The organism is Mesorhizobium sp. B2-4-18 (assembly GCF_006441385.1).
GTDB classification, from domain to species: domain Bacteria; phylum Pseudomonadota; class Alphaproteobacteria; order Rhizobiales; family Rhizobiaceae; genus Mesorhizobium; species Mesorhizobium australicum.
This window is the reverse complement of the sequence record NZ_VFUW01000004.1, coordinates 184,357-202,247: the sequence shown is the minus strand read 5'-3', so window position 1 is coordinate 202,247 and position 17,891 is coordinate 184,357. Positions and strand designations below refer to the sequence as shown.

11 protein-coding genes are annotated in these 17,891 nt (G+C 64.9%); 1 reads left to right on the top strand and 10 read right to left on the bottom strand.

All coding sequences use genetic code 11. The features are described 5' to 3' along the window. Window positions 1–429: 429 nt before the first annotated feature. The 9 genes from FJ527_RS11615 to FJ527_RS11575 form a co-directional block, all read right to left on the bottom strand. Window positions 430–1,944: an aldehyde dehydrogenase family protein gene (locus FJ527_RS11615; RefSeq protein WP_140823162.1), complete on the bottom strand. Its 1,515-nt coding sequence runs from the start codon at window positions 1,942–1,944 to the stop codon at window positions 430–432. 189 nt (window positions 1,945–2,133) lie between these two features. Further along, complete coding sequence (locus tag FJ527_RS11610; protein WP_015315947.1) at window positions 2,134–3,408, bottom strand: RNA polymerase sigma factor; 1,275 nt, start codon at window positions 3,406–3,408, stop codon at window positions 2,134–2,136. Beyond that, entirely contained in the window at window positions 3,405–3,779 is a 375-nt protein-coding gene (locus tag FJ527_RS11605) for a YciI family protein (RefSeq protein WP_015315946.1), read from the bottom strand. The genes FJ527_RS11610 and FJ527_RS11605 overlap by 4 nt, the downstream gene beginning before the upstream one ends. A gap of 83 nt (window positions 3,780–3,862) precedes the next feature. Then, window positions 3,863–4,978 carry a DNA topoisomerase IB gene (locus FJ527_RS11600; RefSeq protein WP_140823161.1) on the bottom strand — a complete coding sequence of 372 codons (1,116 nt, stop codon included), beginning with the start codon at window positions 4,976–4,978 and terminating at the stop codon, window positions 3,863–3,865. 98 nt (window positions 4,979–5,076) lie between these two features. After that, window positions 5,077–6,015 (bottom strand): glycosyltransferase family A protein, encoded by a 939-nt coding sequence (locus FJ527_RS11595; protein WP_140619495.1) that lies wholly within the window; start codon window positions 6,013–6,015, stop codon window positions 5,077–5,079. A 244-nt stretch (window positions 6,016–6,259) separates the two neighbouring features. Continuing rightward, complete coding sequence (locus FJ527_RS11590) at window positions 6,260–7,144, bottom strand: transglutaminase family protein (protein ID WP_140823160.1); 885 nt, start codon at window positions 7,142–7,144, stop codon at window positions 6,260–6,262. Window positions 7,145–7,156: 12 nt separating this feature from the next. Further along, window positions 7,157–9,568: a circularly permuted type 2 ATP-grasp protein gene (locus FJ527_RS11585; RefSeq protein WP_140792786.1), complete on the bottom strand. Its 2,412-nt coding sequence runs from the start codon at window positions 9,566–9,568 to the stop codon at window positions 7,157–7,159. A gap of 6 nt (window positions 9,569–9,574) precedes the next feature. After that, window positions 9,575–12,934 carry a transglutaminase family protein gene (locus FJ527_RS11580; protein WP_140823159.1) on the bottom strand — a complete coding sequence of 1,120 codons (3,360 nt, stop codon included), beginning with the start codon at window positions 12,932–12,934 and terminating at the stop codon, window positions 9,575–9,577. A gap of 114 nt (window positions 12,935–13,048) precedes the next feature. Continuing rightward, window positions 13,049–14,242, bottom strand: a complete 1,194-nt coding sequence (locus FJ527_RS11575; RefSeq protein WP_140823158.1) for an acyl-CoA dehydrogenase — start codon at window positions 14,240–14,242, stop codon at window positions 13,049–13,051. A 103-nt stretch (window positions 14,243–14,345) separates the two neighbouring features. Here FJ527_RS11575 and FJ527_RS11570 point away from each other — a divergent pair, with 103 nt between their 5' ends. Continuing rightward, on the top strand, window positions 14,346–15,257 hold the full coding sequence (locus FJ527_RS11570) for a LysR family transcriptional regulator (RefSeq protein WP_140823157.1): 912 nt from the start codon (window positions 14,346–14,348) through the stop codon (window positions 15,255–15,257). On the opposite strand, the gene FJ527_RS11565 is transcribed toward FJ527_RS11570, so the two are convergent. After that, window positions 15,258–17,582, bottom strand: a complete 2,325-nt coding sequence (locus FJ527_RS11565) for a Tex family protein (RefSeq protein WP_140823156.1) — start codon at window positions 17,580–17,582, stop codon at window positions 15,258–15,260. Window positions 17,583–17,891 lie beyond the last annotated feature (309 nt).

Genomic DNA, 17,891 nt, shown 5'->3' with positions numbered 1-17,891 from the left:
TCCGAGTCAAAGATCGGCAGGATGTTGCAGCAACCGGAAGGTTGTCAACCTGCGCGTGCTTTTTGGCCGTTTCCAAAGCGCTTCCAGGAAGGGTATGTTTCCGCCCGGAATCGCGTCAAAACAGGGACTTAATGGATGGCACCCGGCTCCGGGACAACGACCTGCATAAATCAGAGGCTTACAGCAGGTCGGGCGAATCCTATTCGCCGCGACATGCCGTAGAGCGGTTTAACCGCGTCGCCAGCGTCACCTGCCTGTTGGCGACAACCAGCCAAACACAAGAACCGTGAAATAAAAAACCCGCCTTGCGGCGGGTCATCGGCGCATGTCGGCACCATGCGAAAGATGGTAGCATAACTGCACTCAGCAATCAATCTCCGGTCGCAAACGGTTCGGGTGCGCAACGACACCCGAACCGGGCCGGCGTTCTCAATCGATGTCGAACGAGACGCCCTGGGCGAGCGGCAGCGCCTTGGAATAGTTCACGGTGTTGGTGGCGCGCCGCATATAGGCTTTCCACGCATCTGAACCGCTCTCGCGGCCGCCGCCGGTTTCCTTTTCGCCACCGAAAGCGCCCCCGATCTCCGCGCCGGAAGTACCGATATTGACGTTAGCGATGCCGCAATCCGAACCGTCGACACCGAGGAAGCGCTCGGATTCCTGCAGGTCGCGGGTGAAGATCGACGACGACAGGCCGGCGCCGACCGCGTTATGCTCGTCGAGCACGGCGTCGAAATCGGAATACTTCATCACATAGAGGATCGGCGCGAAGGTCTCTTCCGTCACCGGTACAACCTGCTTCGGCATTTCGACCAGCGCCGGGTGCACATAATAGGCATCGGGATGGCCGTTCTCGACCCGGCTGCCGCCAGTCACCTTGCCGCCATGCGCGGCCGCCTCCGTCAGCGCCTTCTGCATGGCGTCGAAGGCGGCCTTGTCGATCAGCGGACCGACCAGTGACGAGGTCTCCAGCGGATTGCCGACCGAGACGCTCTGATAAGCCTTCTTCAGCCGCGGCACCAAGGCGTCGTAGACGCTGTCATGGACGAACAGGCGGCGCAGCGTCGTGCAGCGCTGGCCGGCGGTGCCCATGGCGCCGAAGGCGATGGCGCGCAGCGCCATGTCGAGATCGGCCGTCGGGCAGACGATGCCGGCATTGTTGCCGCCCAGTTCCAGCACGGCGCGGGCGAAACGCTTGGCCAGGCGCGGACCGACATCCCGGCCCATGCGAGTCGAACCGGTGGCCGAGACCAGCGGCACCCTGGGATGGTCGACCAGGATTTCGCCGACCGCACGGTCGCCGATCAGAACCGGTGCCAGGCCTTGCGGTGCGTCGGTGCCGAAACGCTTGACCGCACGCTTGAAGATCGCCTCGCAGGCAAGCGCGGTCAGCGGCGTCTTCTCCGACGGCTTCCATACCACTGCATCGCCGCAAACCAGCGCCAGTGCGGCATTCCACGACCACACCGCGACCGGGAAGTTGAATGCGGAGATGACACCGACGACGCCAAGCGGATGCCAGGTTTCCATCATGCGGTGGCCCGGACGCTCGGTGGCGATGGTCAGGCCGTACAATTGCCGGGACAGACCAACGGCGAAATCGCAGATGTCGATCATCTCCTGCACTTCGCCGAGCCCTTCGGACGGGATCTTGCCGACCTCGATCGACACCAGCCGGCCAAGCTCGGCCTTGTGCGTGCGCAGTTCCTCGCCCAGCAGCCGCACCAGTTCGCCGCGCTTGGGACCCGGCACCAGCCGCCAGGACTGGAACGCCTTGTGGGCCGCATCGATGGTCTTTGCCGCGTCGGCCGGCGAGATCGTCTTCAGCGCCGCGATCCGCTCACCCGTCACCGGACTGCGCACGATCAGGTCGCCGCCGTCAAGCGCCTCCTTGGCCACGCCCAGTTTCGCCAGAAGCTCGCCCGTTTCCTTCGCTATCGTCATTTCTGTCCCTTTCAGAATCCCGCCGCTCATAGGGCGCGGGTCAACGCCTTGCGCCATGCCTTCCCGGCGCCGTCGCGGCTGGAAGGGGCTGTCATGGCGTGCCATTACCTGTTTCAGGAGAGAATCGCCACCCCGGCATGGTCCAAGCCCGGGCTGCACGATTGAGCCAGGCAGAACGGGCAGAGGCTTTCAGTTTGCTTTCTTCGCCGGCGTGCGTACGGCGCCGTCCTTGATCAGACGGTCGATATGCATGCGGATATGGGCAGCTTCCGCCGCCGTATTGGCGAGCGCGATGGCGCGGTCGAAGGCAATGCGTGCCTCCTCGCCCCGGTCGAGTTGCATCAACAGCCCGCCCTTGAGGCCGAAGAAATGGAAATAGCCCGAAAGCCTCGGCTCGAGCGGCTCGATCATCGCCAGCGCCGCCTCCGGTCCGCGCACCTTGGCGACCGCGACCGCACGGTTGAGCGTGATGACCGGCGACGGCTGCATCTGCTCGAGCAGGCCATAGAGCAGGTCGATCTCCACCCAGTCGGTGTCCTCGGCTTTCTCGGCCCGCGCGTGGAGCGCTGCGATCGCCGCCTGGACTTGATAGGGACCTGGCTTGCGATGGCGCAGCGCCTTGTCGACGAGCGCCAGCCCTTCGTCGATCATCTTGCGGCTCCACAGGCTTCGATCCTGGTCCTCGAGCAGCACGATCTCGCCATCATCGTCAAAACGTGCCGGTGCGCGTGCGTGCTGCAGCAGAAGCAGCGCCGTCAGCCCCATGATCTCCGGCTCGGTCTGGAACAGCCGCAGCAGCAGCCGGGCAAGTCGGATCGCTTCCTCGCACAAGGGCGCGCGAGCCGGCGCCTCGCCGCTGTTGGTCGAATAGCCCTCGTTGAAGATCAGGTAGACCATGGACGCGACCGCAGCGAGCCGCTCGGAGCGCTCGACCGCGCCCGGCGTCTCGAACGGCACGCCAGCGTCCGCGATGCGCGCCTTGGCGCGGGTGATGCGCTGCTCCATCGCGCTCTCGCCGACCAGGAAGGCGCGCGCGATCTGCTTGACGGTGAGGCCGGAGACGACGCGCAGCGCCACCGCGATCTGCTGCGTTGCGGGCAAATCAGGGTGACAGCAAATGAACAGCAGCCGCAATATGTCGTCGCGGTAATGCGCTCCGTCCAGCCGCTCGGCGATGTCGCTTTCGGCGTCCTCCAGATCGGAAACCTGGTCCTCTTCCGGCATCGGCGCCTGCTTGGCACGCTTGCGCACAGCGTCGATGCCGCTGTTGCGGCCGACGAAGATCAACCAGGCCGCCGGATCGCGAGGCGGCCCGTTTTGCGGCCAGTTCTTCAGCGCCTTGAGGCAGGCGTCCTGGAAAGCTTCCTCCGCCGTGTCGAGATCGCGGAAATAGCGCAGCAGCGCGCCCATCGCTTGTGGACGGGCAGCGCTGATCGCGGAGCTTATCCAGGCGAGTTCGGTCATGCCGGAACCCTGGTCGGATGGAACACCGATACAGGGCGGATTTCGTAGGAACCGCCGCTTGGGTTGACCTCGGAGAGCTCACGGGCGAATTCGACGGCCTCGTCGAGGTCGGCGCAATCGAGCGTGTAGAAACCGAGGAACTGTTCCTTGGTCTCGGCGAACGGCCCGTCGATGACCAGCGATTCACCTTTCACTTTCCGCAGCGTCGTTGCCGCCGTCGTCGGCAAAAGCCGCGCCACGGGCCCAAGCCGGCCGGCGTTGGCATACTTCTCCTGAACGCCGAGCAGGTCGGCCATGACCTTGTCGTCCTGTTCCTTGCTCCAGGAACAGACGACATCTTCGGAGGCGTAGCAGAGGATGGCGTAGAGCATGGACGGTCCTTTCTGTAGCAAAGGACGAAACAGTAGGGCCGATGCCGACATGGCGTCGATAAAAAAATCGAGACGCCGCGGATTCAGCGGCCGCCGATTGCCGCCGATCGGTCCTCCTGCGTCTTCAACCATCTCAACACGAGCGCTTCCTCCTCATCGAGGCCTTCGATGGACCGCTTGCGCTTGTTGGCTTCCGCCATTTCGGCAAGCAGTCGTCCTTCGCTCCAGGCCTCGAAGACCTGCGGATGGATATAGCATTGGCGGCAGACCGCGCGCGTATTCCCCAGCCGTTCGGCCACCTTGTCGATGACGCTGTTCATCACCCGTTTTTGCTGTGCCTGGCTCTCAGGCAGTTCCGTCTGTGCAAACAGCGACGCGGCGTGGATGGTGCCACCCCATGTGCGGAAGTGCTTCGAACTGAACGCGTCGCCGACCGCTTCGCGGATATAGTGGTTCACGTCGTCGGAGCGGACAGGGCGTCTGTTGCCGTCCTCGTCGAGATACTGGAACAGTTTCTGGCCCGGCAGGTCCTGCGCGCCCCGAACGATCCCCGCGATCCGGCGGTCAACCAGCTTCAATTTCCATTCCTTGCCGGACTTGCCCTTGAAGGCGAAGCGCAGGCTCGATCCCTTGATATCGACATGCCGGTCCCGCAAAGTCGTCAGGCCGAAGCTCTTGTTGTCGCGGGCATAGGCGGCATTGCCGACGCGGATCATCGTGTTGTCGAGCAGCCAGACCACCGCGGCGGCGACGCGTTCGAGCGGCAGGCCGTGACGACGCAGGTCGCTGTCGATCCTGCGCCGAAGGTCCGGCAGGCTTTCGGCGAAAGCCACGAGGCTCGAATATTTGGCGCCGTCGCGCTCCTCGGCCCATTGCGGATGATAGCGATACTGCTTGCGCCCCCGCTGATCCCTCCCGGTCGCCTGGATATGCCCGTTCGGATCGGGCGAAATCCAGACATCGGTCCAGGCCGGCGGTATGACGATCGCCGCGATGCGCGCTCTGTCGGCATCGGAGACCGCTTTCCCGTCCGGTGCCTTGTAAGCGAATCCCTTGCCTGCCTTCAGCCGGCGGATGCCGGGCTCGGCATCGCTGACATAGGTCAGCGCGGCATCCCTGGCGGAAATCTGTGCTCCATTCTTGGGTACGCTATCACCGTCGGCCAATCGGCTCCGCGACGATCCGGTTCTCTGCAGCATGTAAGCTCCACACGAAATATGCGTAGATAAGCTGCGGGCTGACCGCTGGTTCCACACCCCGCCTGGAAACAAGGCAATCCCGGTGGCGGCGGTCAGGCCTACAATGCGCGCTGCATCTGTGTCGGCGGAAGGGACAGCCGGCGGCGCGCCGCGAGCTTGAATTTGTAGCGCAGGCAGCGCCAGGCTTCCGAGCGCCGCTTCGGCGCCACTGAGGCTATTGCGAGAAAGCGCGCGGCCATGTCCAGGTCGCCTCGCGCATAATGGACACGGGCGATCTTGAGCGCGACGAGGCCCTCCCTGGCTTTCAGTGCCGAAATCGGGATGCCGCAATCGGTGAGCGTACGCAGCTCCCGGCGCCAGTCCAGGAAGCGCCGCACCGGGTTGACCGTGAAGCGATCGTCCGAACGCTCCGCTGAAACTTCGTAGATCATGACGGGGCGCTGAATCATGACCAGCGACGCCTTGCTCATCAGCCGCGCCCAGAACAGCGTGTCCTCGTCGAAGGCGAGCCCGACGGGGAACCGGGTCTCGCCGATGAGACGCCGGGAAGCCAGCACGCTGCCCACCGCCACCGAGCGTATATCCCCCTTCACGTAGGCGGAGGCGTTGGTGAGGCAGGCAGCGGTGTAGCCGTTTGGCACCTTGATCTGCCGATCCTGGCCGTTCACCCTGCGCCGGAAGGCACCGACGATCATGTCGGCCTTGGGCTGGTTTTCCGCCTGCGACAGCAAGGAGCTTAAGCCGCCCTGAAGGTGCAGGTCGTCGGCGTCGATCAGGTAGACCCACGGATGGGCTGCCTCGTCGAGCGCCAGGTTACGGGCGCCGCCGGCGTCGCGGCAACTGGCGGGCAGCACACGCAAGGGCAGGGATGATTGCACCGCGGCCTGCCGGGCTGCATCGGCCGTGCCATCGGTCGATTGATCGTCGACCAGCAGGACCTCGCCGATGAACCCGGCCTCTCCGCCAAGCGAGGCCAGCGTCTTAGCGATCGTTGCCGCCGCATTGTAGGCGGGTATGACGACGCTGACAGCTTTCAATGACAAACCTCATGCCTGTGCGCGGCAGCCTAAGACTATTCTCCCCTAAGGCGAATACAGACTAAGCACCTACAGGAAAAATGTGAAACGGCTTTTCCGTCCGGAATTGCGCGAAATCAAAGACTTGGATCGGCTTGCCTTTTCCGTGAACCGGTGAGCTGCTCTAGTGACCGCATCGATGTCTGAGAAGTCTGCTCCATCCTTGTGAGAACTCGCGGCGCCGGGCAAGTTAGTGCGCCCCGTTTCACGCCTTTTCGAGCACGACCGGGATGACGTCGACCGCCTGGTCGCCGACCTGTCCGCCAGTCGTCTTCAGCACGCCGACGATGGGCGCCACATCCGAATAGTCGCGCCCGTAACCAACGGTGATATGGTCGTTGGAGGCCCGCATGCCATTGGTCGGATCGAACTCCTGCCAGCCGGCATCACGCCCGCACCAGACCTTGACCCAGGCATGCATGGCATCCGCGCCTTCCAGCCGGGGCTTGCCTTTGGGCGGAATGGTGCGCAGGAAGCCGCTGACATAGCCGGCCGGAATGCCAAGCCCGCGTAAGCCGGCGATCATGATGTGGGAGAAATCCTGACAGACGCCCCGCTTCAGCTGGAAGGCGTCGCTGGCCCGGGTCCGCACCGTGGTCGCCTCGTCATCGTATGTGAAATCGCGATGGATGCGATTGCACAGGTTCATCGCCGTCCCTGCGGCCGAGTTTCCGATGCTGTCTCGCGCGAATGCGGTGATCGCGGCATCGATGCCCGCATGGCTGCTGGCGGCCAGGAAATGGTGCGGCGAGGCCGGCGCAAGCGACCGCACGGCGGCCAGCTCCTGTCGAAGGCGGCGGAGATCGGGCGACACGTCGAGCCCCGGCTCGGGCCGCGCCACCGACACACGCGCGCTCATCCTGATGTCGAGCGTGTCATGGGCGTCGCGAAACGCGATCGAAGTGACATTGTTGCCGAAGAAATCGGAAAAATCCGACCGTTCGTTGGGTGCCGGTGAAAAAGAAAGCGAAGCGGCGATGACACGCTGCACACCGTCAATGGTCGACGGCAGCACGCGCACCTGATGGCGTCCGCCGCCAGCAGCGGCAGCATAGTCGTAGTGGAGCAGAAGCCTGATGTCGTACAGCATGGCCATCTCTTTCTAGCCGAAATAGGCTTTGGCGAGGCTGCTGTAGAGCCCGCCTATTTCGCCCGCGAGATCGTTCAACGCCCTCACCGTCATGTCTGCCGGCTCCTTGATGGCGATGGACGTGTTGAGCTGCAGGATTTCCTTGGCCGCCGCCGACATGTGCCCCTCGCCGCCGGTCGCCGGCAACAGCCCTATCTCGGCTTTCAGCCTCTCCAATTGGAACAGGATGGAGCGTGGATTGAGCGGATCGAGCGCCAGGAGATCGATCACCGTGCGCCGGCCGGCCTGCACCGGATATTGCCGTCGATGGGTCATCACGCTGTCGCCGATCTCCAGCATCATGTCCAGCGCCCCGTCCGGCGCCTTGCTGCTGGTCAGTCGGGCCAGAGTGCTGGCGATCTGGATGCCGCGCTCCAGCCGCCGGCCGATCTCGAGGAAACGCCAGCCAGCGAAGCGGTACATGTTCTCATGCAAAAGGCCCGAGAATCCGGCAAGCTTGCGCAGGATCACGGTCATGGCCCGCGTCGCATCGTCGCCGGGCGCCACGGTTGTGGCGAACTGATGGATCGTTTTTGACAAATCCTTGAGCGCCAGCCAGCCATCCGGCGAGAAACGATCGCGGATCTGGCCGGCGCTGTACACCGCGCTGTCGAGCGTGCCGATCAGCCCTGGCGGGATCGCCGTTTCGACATCGATGCCGAACGGTTCGAGATAATCCCTGATATCGGCCAGCAGCGGCATGTCCGGATCGGACGTTTCGGCGAGCCGCACGTGATAGGCGCGCAGGATACGCACCGTGTCTTCCGAGCGTTCGATGTAGCGGCCGAGCCAGGTCAGGTTTTCCGCCGCGCGGCTGGGCAGGCTACCGGGCCTCGTCCGGTTGAAGCTGTCGCTCTCCTGCGGCAGCAGCGTCTCGCGCTCCACGGGTCTGTCGCTGACCACCCAGACATCAGCCGCCTGGCCGCCGCGCTGCATGGCGATCGCCGTCGGGTCGAGCGATAGGCCGACGCGCGCAAACCCGCCCGGCATCACCGTCCAGCCCTCGGGCGTACGCGCCAGATAGACGCGCAGGCTCGCCGGCCGCGGTTCCAGCCAGCCGCCGACATAGACCGGCGTCGTCGAAAGCGTCACCGCCTCCTGGCCGACGAAGGCCTCGCCGTCGCGTTCGATGCGCGCCACCAGTTCCGCCCGCTCCCCGACCGACAGCGCCGAGCCGAGCTTCGTCTGTCCGTCATCTTCGAAGGCAAGTCTTGTCGACAGCGCCGGGCCGACCACCATGCGGTCGATATTGGCGAGCACATGGGCGCGCTCCGTCTCCTGCCCGCACCACCATGTCGCCACACTGGGCAAAAGCAGCTCCTCGCCCCACAATTCGCGCGCGATCTTGGGCAGAAAGGCGAGCAGCGCGCGCGTCTCCATCAGGCCCGAGCCCAGCGCATTGACGGTGGACACCGAGCCTTGCCGGATCGCCTCGACCAGCCCCGGCGTACCGATCTGCGAATCCGGGCGCAGCTCGAGCGGATCGGCGAAGGCGGCATCGAGCCGCCGCCACAGCACGCTGATGGGCATCAGGCCGGACACGGTCCGCACCATCAGCCTGCCGCCGGAAACGGTCAGGTCCTCGCCTTCGAGCAGCATGATGCCGAGGTAGCGGGCGATATAGGCGTGTTCGTAATAGGTCTCGTTGAGTGGCCCCGGCGTCAGGATGGCGACGCGGCCGTCGCTCTCCTTTGCCATGCCGATCAGCGCATCGCGAAAGCGGCGGAAGAAGCCGGCGAGCCGGTGCACATGCATCTCGCCATAGATGTCGGACAAAGCGCGCGTGGTGGCGACCCGGTTTTCCAGCGCGAAGCCGGCGCCCGAAGGCGCCTGGGTACGGTCGCCCAGCACCCACCAGCGGCCGTCCGGACCGCGGCCGAGTTCGAAGGCGCAGAAGTGCAGGAAATGCCCTCCGGCCGGCCTGGTGCCGACCACGGGCCGCAAATATTCAGGGCTCGCCGCGATCAGTCCTGCCGGCAGGATACCTTTTTCGACCAGCCGGTTCGGCCCGTGGATATCGGCAACAATTTCCTCGAACAGTTCGGCGCGCTGCACCAAGCCGGCGCTGACCGCCTGCCACTCGCTGTCCTCGATGAGCAAGGGAATATGCGCCAGCGGCCATTCGCGCTCGTTGGCGCCCGCCTTGTCGTAGACGCGGTAGTAGACACCGGCATCGCGCAGATACTGGTCGGCGCGGGCGAAGCGCTGGCCGAGCTTTTCGGCCCCGAGTTCGTCCAGCGCTTCGACAAAATGCTTCCAGACCGGACGGGGATTGCCTGACGCGTCGACCATCTCGTCGACGACGCCGTCGATCGGCTGGTAGTGCTCCAGCAGGCTATGGGCCTGCGGCTTGCCGCGCACCCTTTTGTGATTCCCCTTTGCCATGTCAGATCACAGTCTTGGTGGACGCCTGAGGTCAAGGGTCATCGGGAAATCTTCCGCCGGCTGTTCCTCGCGCAACACATAGCCCGAGGGTGTGTGGCCGCGCGGTTCGAAGCGGGCGAGCCGCCGTGCCTCCGCCTCGTTGCCGTTGACGGGGAAAGTGTCGTAGCTGCGCCCGCCGGGATGCGCGACATGGTAGACGCAGCCGCCGATTGCCCGGCCGGACCAGCGGTCATAGATGTCGAACACCAGCGGCGTGTTGACCGGCAGCGCCGGATGCAGGCCCGAGGCCGGCTGCCAGGCCTTGAAGCGCACGCCGGCCACCGCGACCTCTCTGTTGTCGGTAATCCTCATCGGCACGATGCGGCCGTTGCAGACGATCGCATGACGCTCCGGGTTGAGGCCTTCGGTCCTGACCTGCAGCCGTTCGACCGATGAATCGACGAAGCGCACGGTGCCGCCGATCGCGCCCTGCTCGCCCATCACGTGCCATGGTTCCAGCGCTTGCCTGAGCTCCAGCTTGATACCGGCATGCTGCACCTCACCGCAGAAGGGAAAGCGGAATTCGAGCTGGGCATCGAACCATTCGGGCCGGAATTCGAAACCATTGAGCTTGAGGTCGTCGAGCACGTCGAGAAAGTCCGCCCAGACATGGTGCGGCAGCATGAAGCGATCATGCAGCGAGGTGCCCCAGCGCGCGAAGCGCCCGTCGAGCGGGTTCTTCCACGCGCGGGCGATGATGGCCCGCACCAGCAATTGCTGCGCCAGAGACATGCGCGCATTGGGCGGCATCTCGAATCCGCGGAATTCGACAAGGCCAAGCCGGCCAGTCGGACCATCCGGGGAAAACAGCTTGTCGATGCAGATTTCCGAGCGATGCGTATTGCCGGTGACGTCGGTCAACAGGTTGCGGAACAACCGGTCGACCAGCCACGGCAAGGGTGCGGCACCCTGGTCGGGATGCGGCACCTGCGCCATCGCGATTTCAAGCTCGTAAAGAGAGTCGTGGCGCGCCTCGTCGAAGCGCGGCGCCTGGCTGGTCGGGCCGATGAACAGGCCGGAGAACAGATAGGACAGCGAGGGATGCCGCTGCCATTGCAGCACCAGGCTCTTCAGCAGGTCGGGCCGGCGCAGGAATGGGCTGTCATTGGGCGTGGCGCCGCCGACCACGACATGGTTGCCGCCTCCGGTGCCGGTGTGGCGGCCGTCGATCATGAACTTGTCGGCGCCAAGCCGCGTCTGCCGCGCCTCGTCGTAGATCGCCGTCGTTGTCGCCACGCAGTCCTGCCAGTTCGAGGCAGGGTGGATGTTGACCTCGATGACGCCGGGATCGGGTGCCACGCGGATGACGTTGAGGCGCGGGTCATGCGGTGGACCGTAGCCCTCGATGTGCACGGGAAGGCCAATCGCCCTTGCCGCGTTCTCGGCGGCGGCGACGAGTTCGAGATAATCCTCGAGCGCCTCGACCGGCGGCATGAACACGCACAGCCTGCCGTCACGCGGTTCGACCGAAAGTGCCGTGCGCACCGCGCCGCCGATCTCGGTGATCTCCTGCTCGACGCGCTCCTGCTGGCCGGTCGTCGCCGTGAACGAGGCTGCCTGTTGGCGACGGGCCATTTCGTCGGCGCCTTCGAGTTCCGCAGGAGCGGCCGCTGGCAAGATCGCTTCGCGCACGGGCAAAGCGCCACGCGGCAGCGACGGATCGACGGGCACGATGTAGGGGAATTGCGCCGGCGGCACATAGGGCAGCGTGCCCAACGGCAGGCGATAGCCAACCGGGGAATCACCCGGCACCAGGAACAGCCGGCCGCGCCGCGTCTTCCATTTCTCCGAGCGCCAGCGCGGATCGGAGGCCTGGCTGTTCCAGCGTTGCACCGGCAGCACATATCCGGACGGCTTGGTCAGCCCGCGTTCGAAGACACGCGCCATGCGGCTGCGTTCCTCCGGATCTTCGAGTTTCGAATTCGACGGGTCGACATTGTCGGGCAGCTTGCCTTCCTTGAGCAGCCATTCGGCCGGATCCTCATAGGCTTCGCTGACCATGGACGTGTCGATGCCGAGTTCGCCGGCGATCGCCGTCAGCAGGCTTTCGGCTTGTTTCGGGCCGATATCAGCCGAACTATCTTCCCGCGCGATCAGCGACGGGTCGCTCCACACCGGCTCGCCGTCGGCGCGCCAAAAGAGCGAAAACGTCCAGCGTGGCAGGCTTTCACCGGGATACCACTTGCCTTGGCCGTAGTGGAGAAAACCGCCGGGCGCGAAACGCTCGCGCAGCCTGCGGATCAACGCATCGGCTTTTTCGCGCTTGGTTGGCCCAACGGCGGCGGTGTTCCATTCGGCGGCCTCGAAATCGTCGATCGACACGAAGGTCGGCTCGCCGCCCATGGTCAGCCGCACATCGCCGGCCGCGAGCGCGGCATCGACCTTGTTGCCGAGCGCATCGAGCGCCTGCCAGCTCTCATCCGAGAACGGCTTGGTGATGCGCGGATGCTCGGCGATACGGTCGACCCGCATCTCGAAGCCGAACTCGACATTGGCAAAGCTCGCCATGCCGGAAATAGGCGCCGCATTGCGGAAATGCGGTGTGGCGGCCAGCGGAACATGGCTCTCGCCGGTGAGCAGGCCCGAGGTCGGATCGAAGCCGATCCAGCCGGCGCCAGGAAGATAGACCTCGCACCAGGCGTGCAGGTCTGTGAAATCGACCGCTGTGCCGGCCGGCCCATCCAGCGCGACAAGATCGGGCTTGAGCTGGATCAGGTAGCCCGAGACGAAGCGCGCGGCGATGCCAAGATTGCGCAGGATCTGCACCAGGAGCCAGCTTGAATCGCGGCAGGAGCCCTTGGCCGCTGCCAGCGTTTCCTCCGGCGAGAAGACACCGGTTTCCATGCGCACGATATAGGCGATCTCGCGCTGCAGGCGGGCATTGAGATCGACGAGGAAATTGACCGTGTTGGGCGCGCCGCGGTCGACGGTTTTCAGAAACGCCTGGAGCAGCGGCCCGGCCGGCTCCGGCGTGCGGTAGATGGCGAGGTCGTCACGGATCTCCTCGGGATAGTCGAACGGGAACGCCTCGGCCGACGGTTCGACGAAGAAGTCGAACGGATTGTAGACGGTCATGTCGGCGACGAGGTCGACCTCGATCTTCAGCTCCGTCACCGGCTCCGGAAAGACGAAACGGGCAAGGAAGTTGCCGTAAGGATCCTGCTGCAGATTGACGAAGTGGTTCGCCGGCTCGACCTTGAGCGAATGGCTCAACACCTTGGTGCGGGAATGCGGTGCCGGCTGCAGCCTGATGATTTGGGGCCCGAGAACCACCGGCCGGTCGTATTTATAGTGGGTCAGGTGGTAGACGGCTGCCAGAATTGCCATGGGGCCCCGGAGATCGGCGTTTCATCAGCCGAACCCTGACACATCTGGCCGCCATTCTCCAAGCGGATGTTGCGGTGCACCTAAATTAAAGAACCGCTTGCCGGCTTAAGTCGCTCAAAAGAACGCCTGTATCCCCGTCTGCGCCCGTCCCAGGATCAGCGCGTGCACGTCATGCGTGCCTTCGTAGGTGTTGACGGTTTCCAGGTTCTGCGCGTGGCGCATGACGTGATAGCCGATCTGGATGCCGTTGCCGCCATGCATGTCGCGGGCCTGGCGGGCGATGTCGAGCGCCTTGCCGCAATTGTTGCGCTTGACGATCGAGATCATTTCCGGCGCCATCTTGCCTTCATCGAGCAGGCGCCCGACGCGCAAGGAGGCCTGTAACCCCAGAGCGATCTCGGTCTGCATGTCGGCGAGCTTCTTCTGGTAGAGCTGCGTGCCGGCCAGCGGCTTGCCGAACTGCTTGCGGTCAAGCCCATATTGGCGAGCGCGATGCCAGCAATCTTCCGCCGCTCCCATGGAACCCCAGGAGATGCCGTAGCGGGCCCGGTTGAGGCAGCCGAAGGGTCCACCGAGGCCCTTGGCGTTGGGCAGCAGCGCGTCCTCGCCGACCTCGACGCCTTCCATCACCACTTCACCGGTGATCGACGCGCGCAGCGAAAGCTTGCCGCCGATCTTCGGCGCCGACAGCCCTTTCATGCCTTTCTCGAGCACGAAACCGCGGATCTCGTCCTTGCCGTTCTCCCCCTTCAACTTCGCCCATACGACGAACACGTCGGCGACCGGCGCGTTGGAAATCCACATCTTGGAGCCGGAGACCTTGTAGCCGCTGGCGGTCTTTTCGGCGCGGGTCTTCATGCCGCCGGGGTCGGAGCCGGCATCCGGCTCGGTCAGACCGAAGCAGCCAATCCATTCGCCGCTGGCAAGCTTCGGCAGGTACTTCCTGCGCTGTTCGTCCGAACCATAGGCATGGATCGGGTACATCACCAGCGACGACTGCACCGACATCATCGAGCGATAGCCGGAATCGACGCGTTCCACTTCCCGCGCCACCAGCCCGTAGGTGACATAGCTGGCAGCGAGGCCACCGAACTCCTCCGGAATGTTGATGCCGAGCAGGCCGGCCTCGCCCATCTCGCGGAAGATCGCCGTGTCGAAGGTCTCGTTGAGATAGGCTTCCTCGATACGCGGCGCGAGCTTGTCGGCGGCAAAGGCGGCAGCGCCATCGCGCACCATGCGCTCGTCTTCCGAAAGCTGGTCCTCGATCAGGAACGGGTCTTCCCACACGAATGCATTCTTGTCGGCCATGGCTTCTCGATCCTTGAAACAGGTGAAGCCCGGCTTATCGGCTCGTGGCCTGAAAAAATCAAACGAAATTGCTTCCCGGATCAATGAGCGTTAGGAATGGATCATGAGTGTCCAGCGCCGCCTTTTGCCCAATATCAGCGCCCTTGCCGCCTTCGAGGCCGTGGCGCGGCTTGGCTCCTTCACCGCCGCCGCCCAGGAATTGGACCTGACCCAGGGCGCGGTCAGCCGCCAGGTCAGGCTTTTGGAAGATCAGTTCGGCCGGCAGCTGTTTGAACGCGACAGCCGCAATGTAAGGCTCTCCACGGCAGGTGAAATCTACGCCGAAGCGGTACGCTCGGCGCTTGGCCAGTTGCGTGACGCAGCCCTTGGATTGATGAGCAATCGGCATAGTGGGATCTTGAATCTTGCCATTCTGCCGACTTTCGGTACGCGTTGGCTGATGCCGATGATCCCCGATTTCGTCGAGAACAATCCCGACATCACCATCAATTTCGTCACCCGCGTCGGGCGCTTCGACTTCGCCCGCGAACGGTTGGATGCCGCCATCCACTACGGCCTGCCGGACTGGCCGGACGCCGACTCGACACTTCTGGTGCGCGAGACGGTGGCACCGGTGGTGTCGCCCGACTTCCTCGCCGGCCGCGCCATCGCCACACCGGCCGACATCGGCCGTTTGCCGCTGCTGCACATGACGACGCGCCCGGGGGCCTGGAGCGAATGGTTCGAGCATCAGGGCCTGAGCGCGCCGACCGGGCCTGGCATGCAATTCGAGCAGTTCGCCACCGCTGCCCAGGCTTGCATGGCGGGCCTCGGCGTGGCGCTCTTGCCGCAGATTCTCATCGAGGGCGAACTGCAGCGCGGCCAGCTTGTGCCCGCGCCTGGCCAGCCGATGCAGAGCCGCAGCGCCTATTACCTTGTCATTCCTCACGACAAGCGCGGCTATCCGCCGGTTGCCAGTTTCCGGGACTGGCTGCTCTGCCAGCTTGAGAAGGAGCCGGCTGTTCTGGCGTGGTAGCTACTTTCGCTTCAGCGCGTCCGCCAGCGCGGCGCCGAACGCACCTTGCTGTGCCGGCCGCTCCGGCTGGCGTTGCGGCGTAGGCCCGCGTGGCGCCGGCCTGCCGCCGCCATAGTCGCGCGGCCCGCCCTTCGATGCACCCCCCTCGCCGGCATCCTTACGCATGGAGAGCGCGATACGCTTGCGCTTGATGTCGACATCGACGACGCGCACCTTGACCACGTCGCCGGCCTTGACCACCTCATGCGCGTCCTTGATGAAGCGGTCGGCGAGCTGCGAGACATGCACCAGCCCGTCCTGGTGCACGCCTATATCGACGAAGGCGCCGAAAGCGGCGACATTGGTGACGGTCCCTTCCAGCAGCATGCCGGGCTTCAAATCCTTGATCTCGTCGATGCCATCGGCGAAGGTCGCGGTCTTGAAGCCGGGACGCGGATCGCGGCCGGGCTTCTCCAGCTCCGCCAGAATGTCGCGCACCGTCGGCAAGCCGAAACGCTCGTCGACGAAGACGCGCGGGTCGAGCGCCTTGAGCGCGGCACTGTCGCCCAAAAGCGAACGCACGTCGCGGCCGCAGGCGGCGACGATCTTCTTGGCCACGCCATAGGCCTCCGGATGCACCGACGAGGCGTCGAGCGGCTCGCTGCCATTGGCGATGCGCAGGAAGCCGGCGGACTGCTCGAACGCGCGCGGTCCAAGCCGTGCCACCTTCAGCAGGTCCTTGCGGCTGGCGAACGGGCCGGTCGCATCGCGATGCGCGACGATTGCATCGGCGAGCGACGCGCCGAGGCCTGAAACCCGCGCCAGCAACGGCGCCGAGGCGGTGTTGAGGTCGACGCCGACCGCGTTGACGGCGTCCTCCACCACCGCTTCCAGCGAGCGGCCGAGCCGGTACTGGTCGACATCGTGCTGATACTGGCCGACGCCGATGGATTTCGGCTCGATCTTGACCAGTTCGGCCAGCGGATCCTGCAGCCGTCGCGCGATCGACACCGCGCCGCGCAGCGACACGTCGAGGCCGGGGAACTCGGCGGCAGCCGTCGCCGAAGCCGAATAGACCGACGCTCCCGCCTCGCTGACGATCACCTTGAGCGGCTTCGGGCCGCCGTCCGAAGGCATGTCGGACAGCATGTCGGCGACCAGCTTCTCCGTCTCGCGGCTGCCGGTGCCGTTGCCGATCGAGATCAGCTCGACCTTGTGCTGGCGGATAAGCGCCGCAAGTTCGGCCTGCGTGCCACGCACATCGTTCCTCGGCGGAAACGGATAGACCGTCGTCGTCGCCAGCAGCTTGCCGGTGCCATCGACCACCGCCACCTTGACGCCGGTGCGGATGCCGGGATCGAGCCCCATCGTCGGCCGCGAGCCGGCGGGAGCCGCCAGCAGCAAATCCTTGAGGTTGCGGGCAAAGACATGGATCGCTTCTTCCTCGGCCCGCTCGCGCAGGTCGCGCATCAGGTCGAGCGTCAGGTGCAGCGACAGTTTGATGCGCCAGGTCCAGCCGGCGACCTCCATCAGCCAGCGGTCGCCTGGCAGGCTGGCACCGATGGCGTAGGCGTTGGCGATCATCCGCTCGACCGGCTTCACCGGCGAGCTGTCATCGGCATCCACATCGATGTCGAGCGACAGCACCTCCTCGTTGCGGCCGCGCAGTATGGCGAGCGCGCGGTGGCTTGGCACGGTCGCCCAACGTTCAACATGGTCGAAATAGTCCGAGAATTTCGCGCCGGCCTCCTGCTTGCCGTCGACCACCCTGGCGCGCAGGAAGGCGCGCTCCTTCATGTAGCTGCGCAGCTTGCCGACCAGATCGGCGTTTTCGGCGAATTGCTCCGACAGGATGTCGCGCGCGCCCTCGAGCGCCGCCTTCGCATCGGCCACCTCGCCGGTGACATAGGCGAGCGCGACGTCCGCGGGCACCAGCGCACGGTTGTTGAGAATGGCTTCGGCCAGCGGCCCCAATCCACGCTCGCGGGCGATCTCGGCCTTGGTGCGGCGCTTCGGCTTGTAGGGCAGGTATATGTCCTCTAGCTCCGCCTTGGTCGCGGCGCCCCCGATCTTGGTTTCAAGCTCTTGCGTCAGCTTGCCCTGCTCGCGGATCGAGCCCAGGATGGTGTCGCGGCGCGCGTCGAGTTCGCGCAGATAGACAAGACGCTCGGCAAGGTCGCGCAATTGCGTGTCGTCCAGCCCGCCGGTCACTTCCTTGCGGTAGCGTGCCACGAACGGCACCGTCGCCCCCTCATCGAGCAGTCCAATCGCCGCGGCCGCCTGTTCCGGCCGCGCCTTGATTTCGGCCGCGATGATGGCTGCGATGCGCTTGATGTCGGATGCCATGTCTTCCCACTCTCGTCGAAAAGAGCGGCGACCATAAGCGCAGACATCAGGTCCGCCAACCGCGACGTTTTGAACGGCGGCGGAGGTCCACAGGAAAACGCGATGCGTTCACCGGATCTGGGTACCGCAGGAATTTGCTGATACTGAGATCTCTGCGCCGCCCCTCACCTGCCTGCCGGCATCCTCTCCCCGTATAGTGACGGGGAGAGGGCGCTGTCATCGCCGATTTCGCCAATCGCCAACGGTGCAAAGGGGCGCCGGCGTAGCGACCAGATCCCTTCTCCCCGTCACTATACGGGGAGAAGGTGC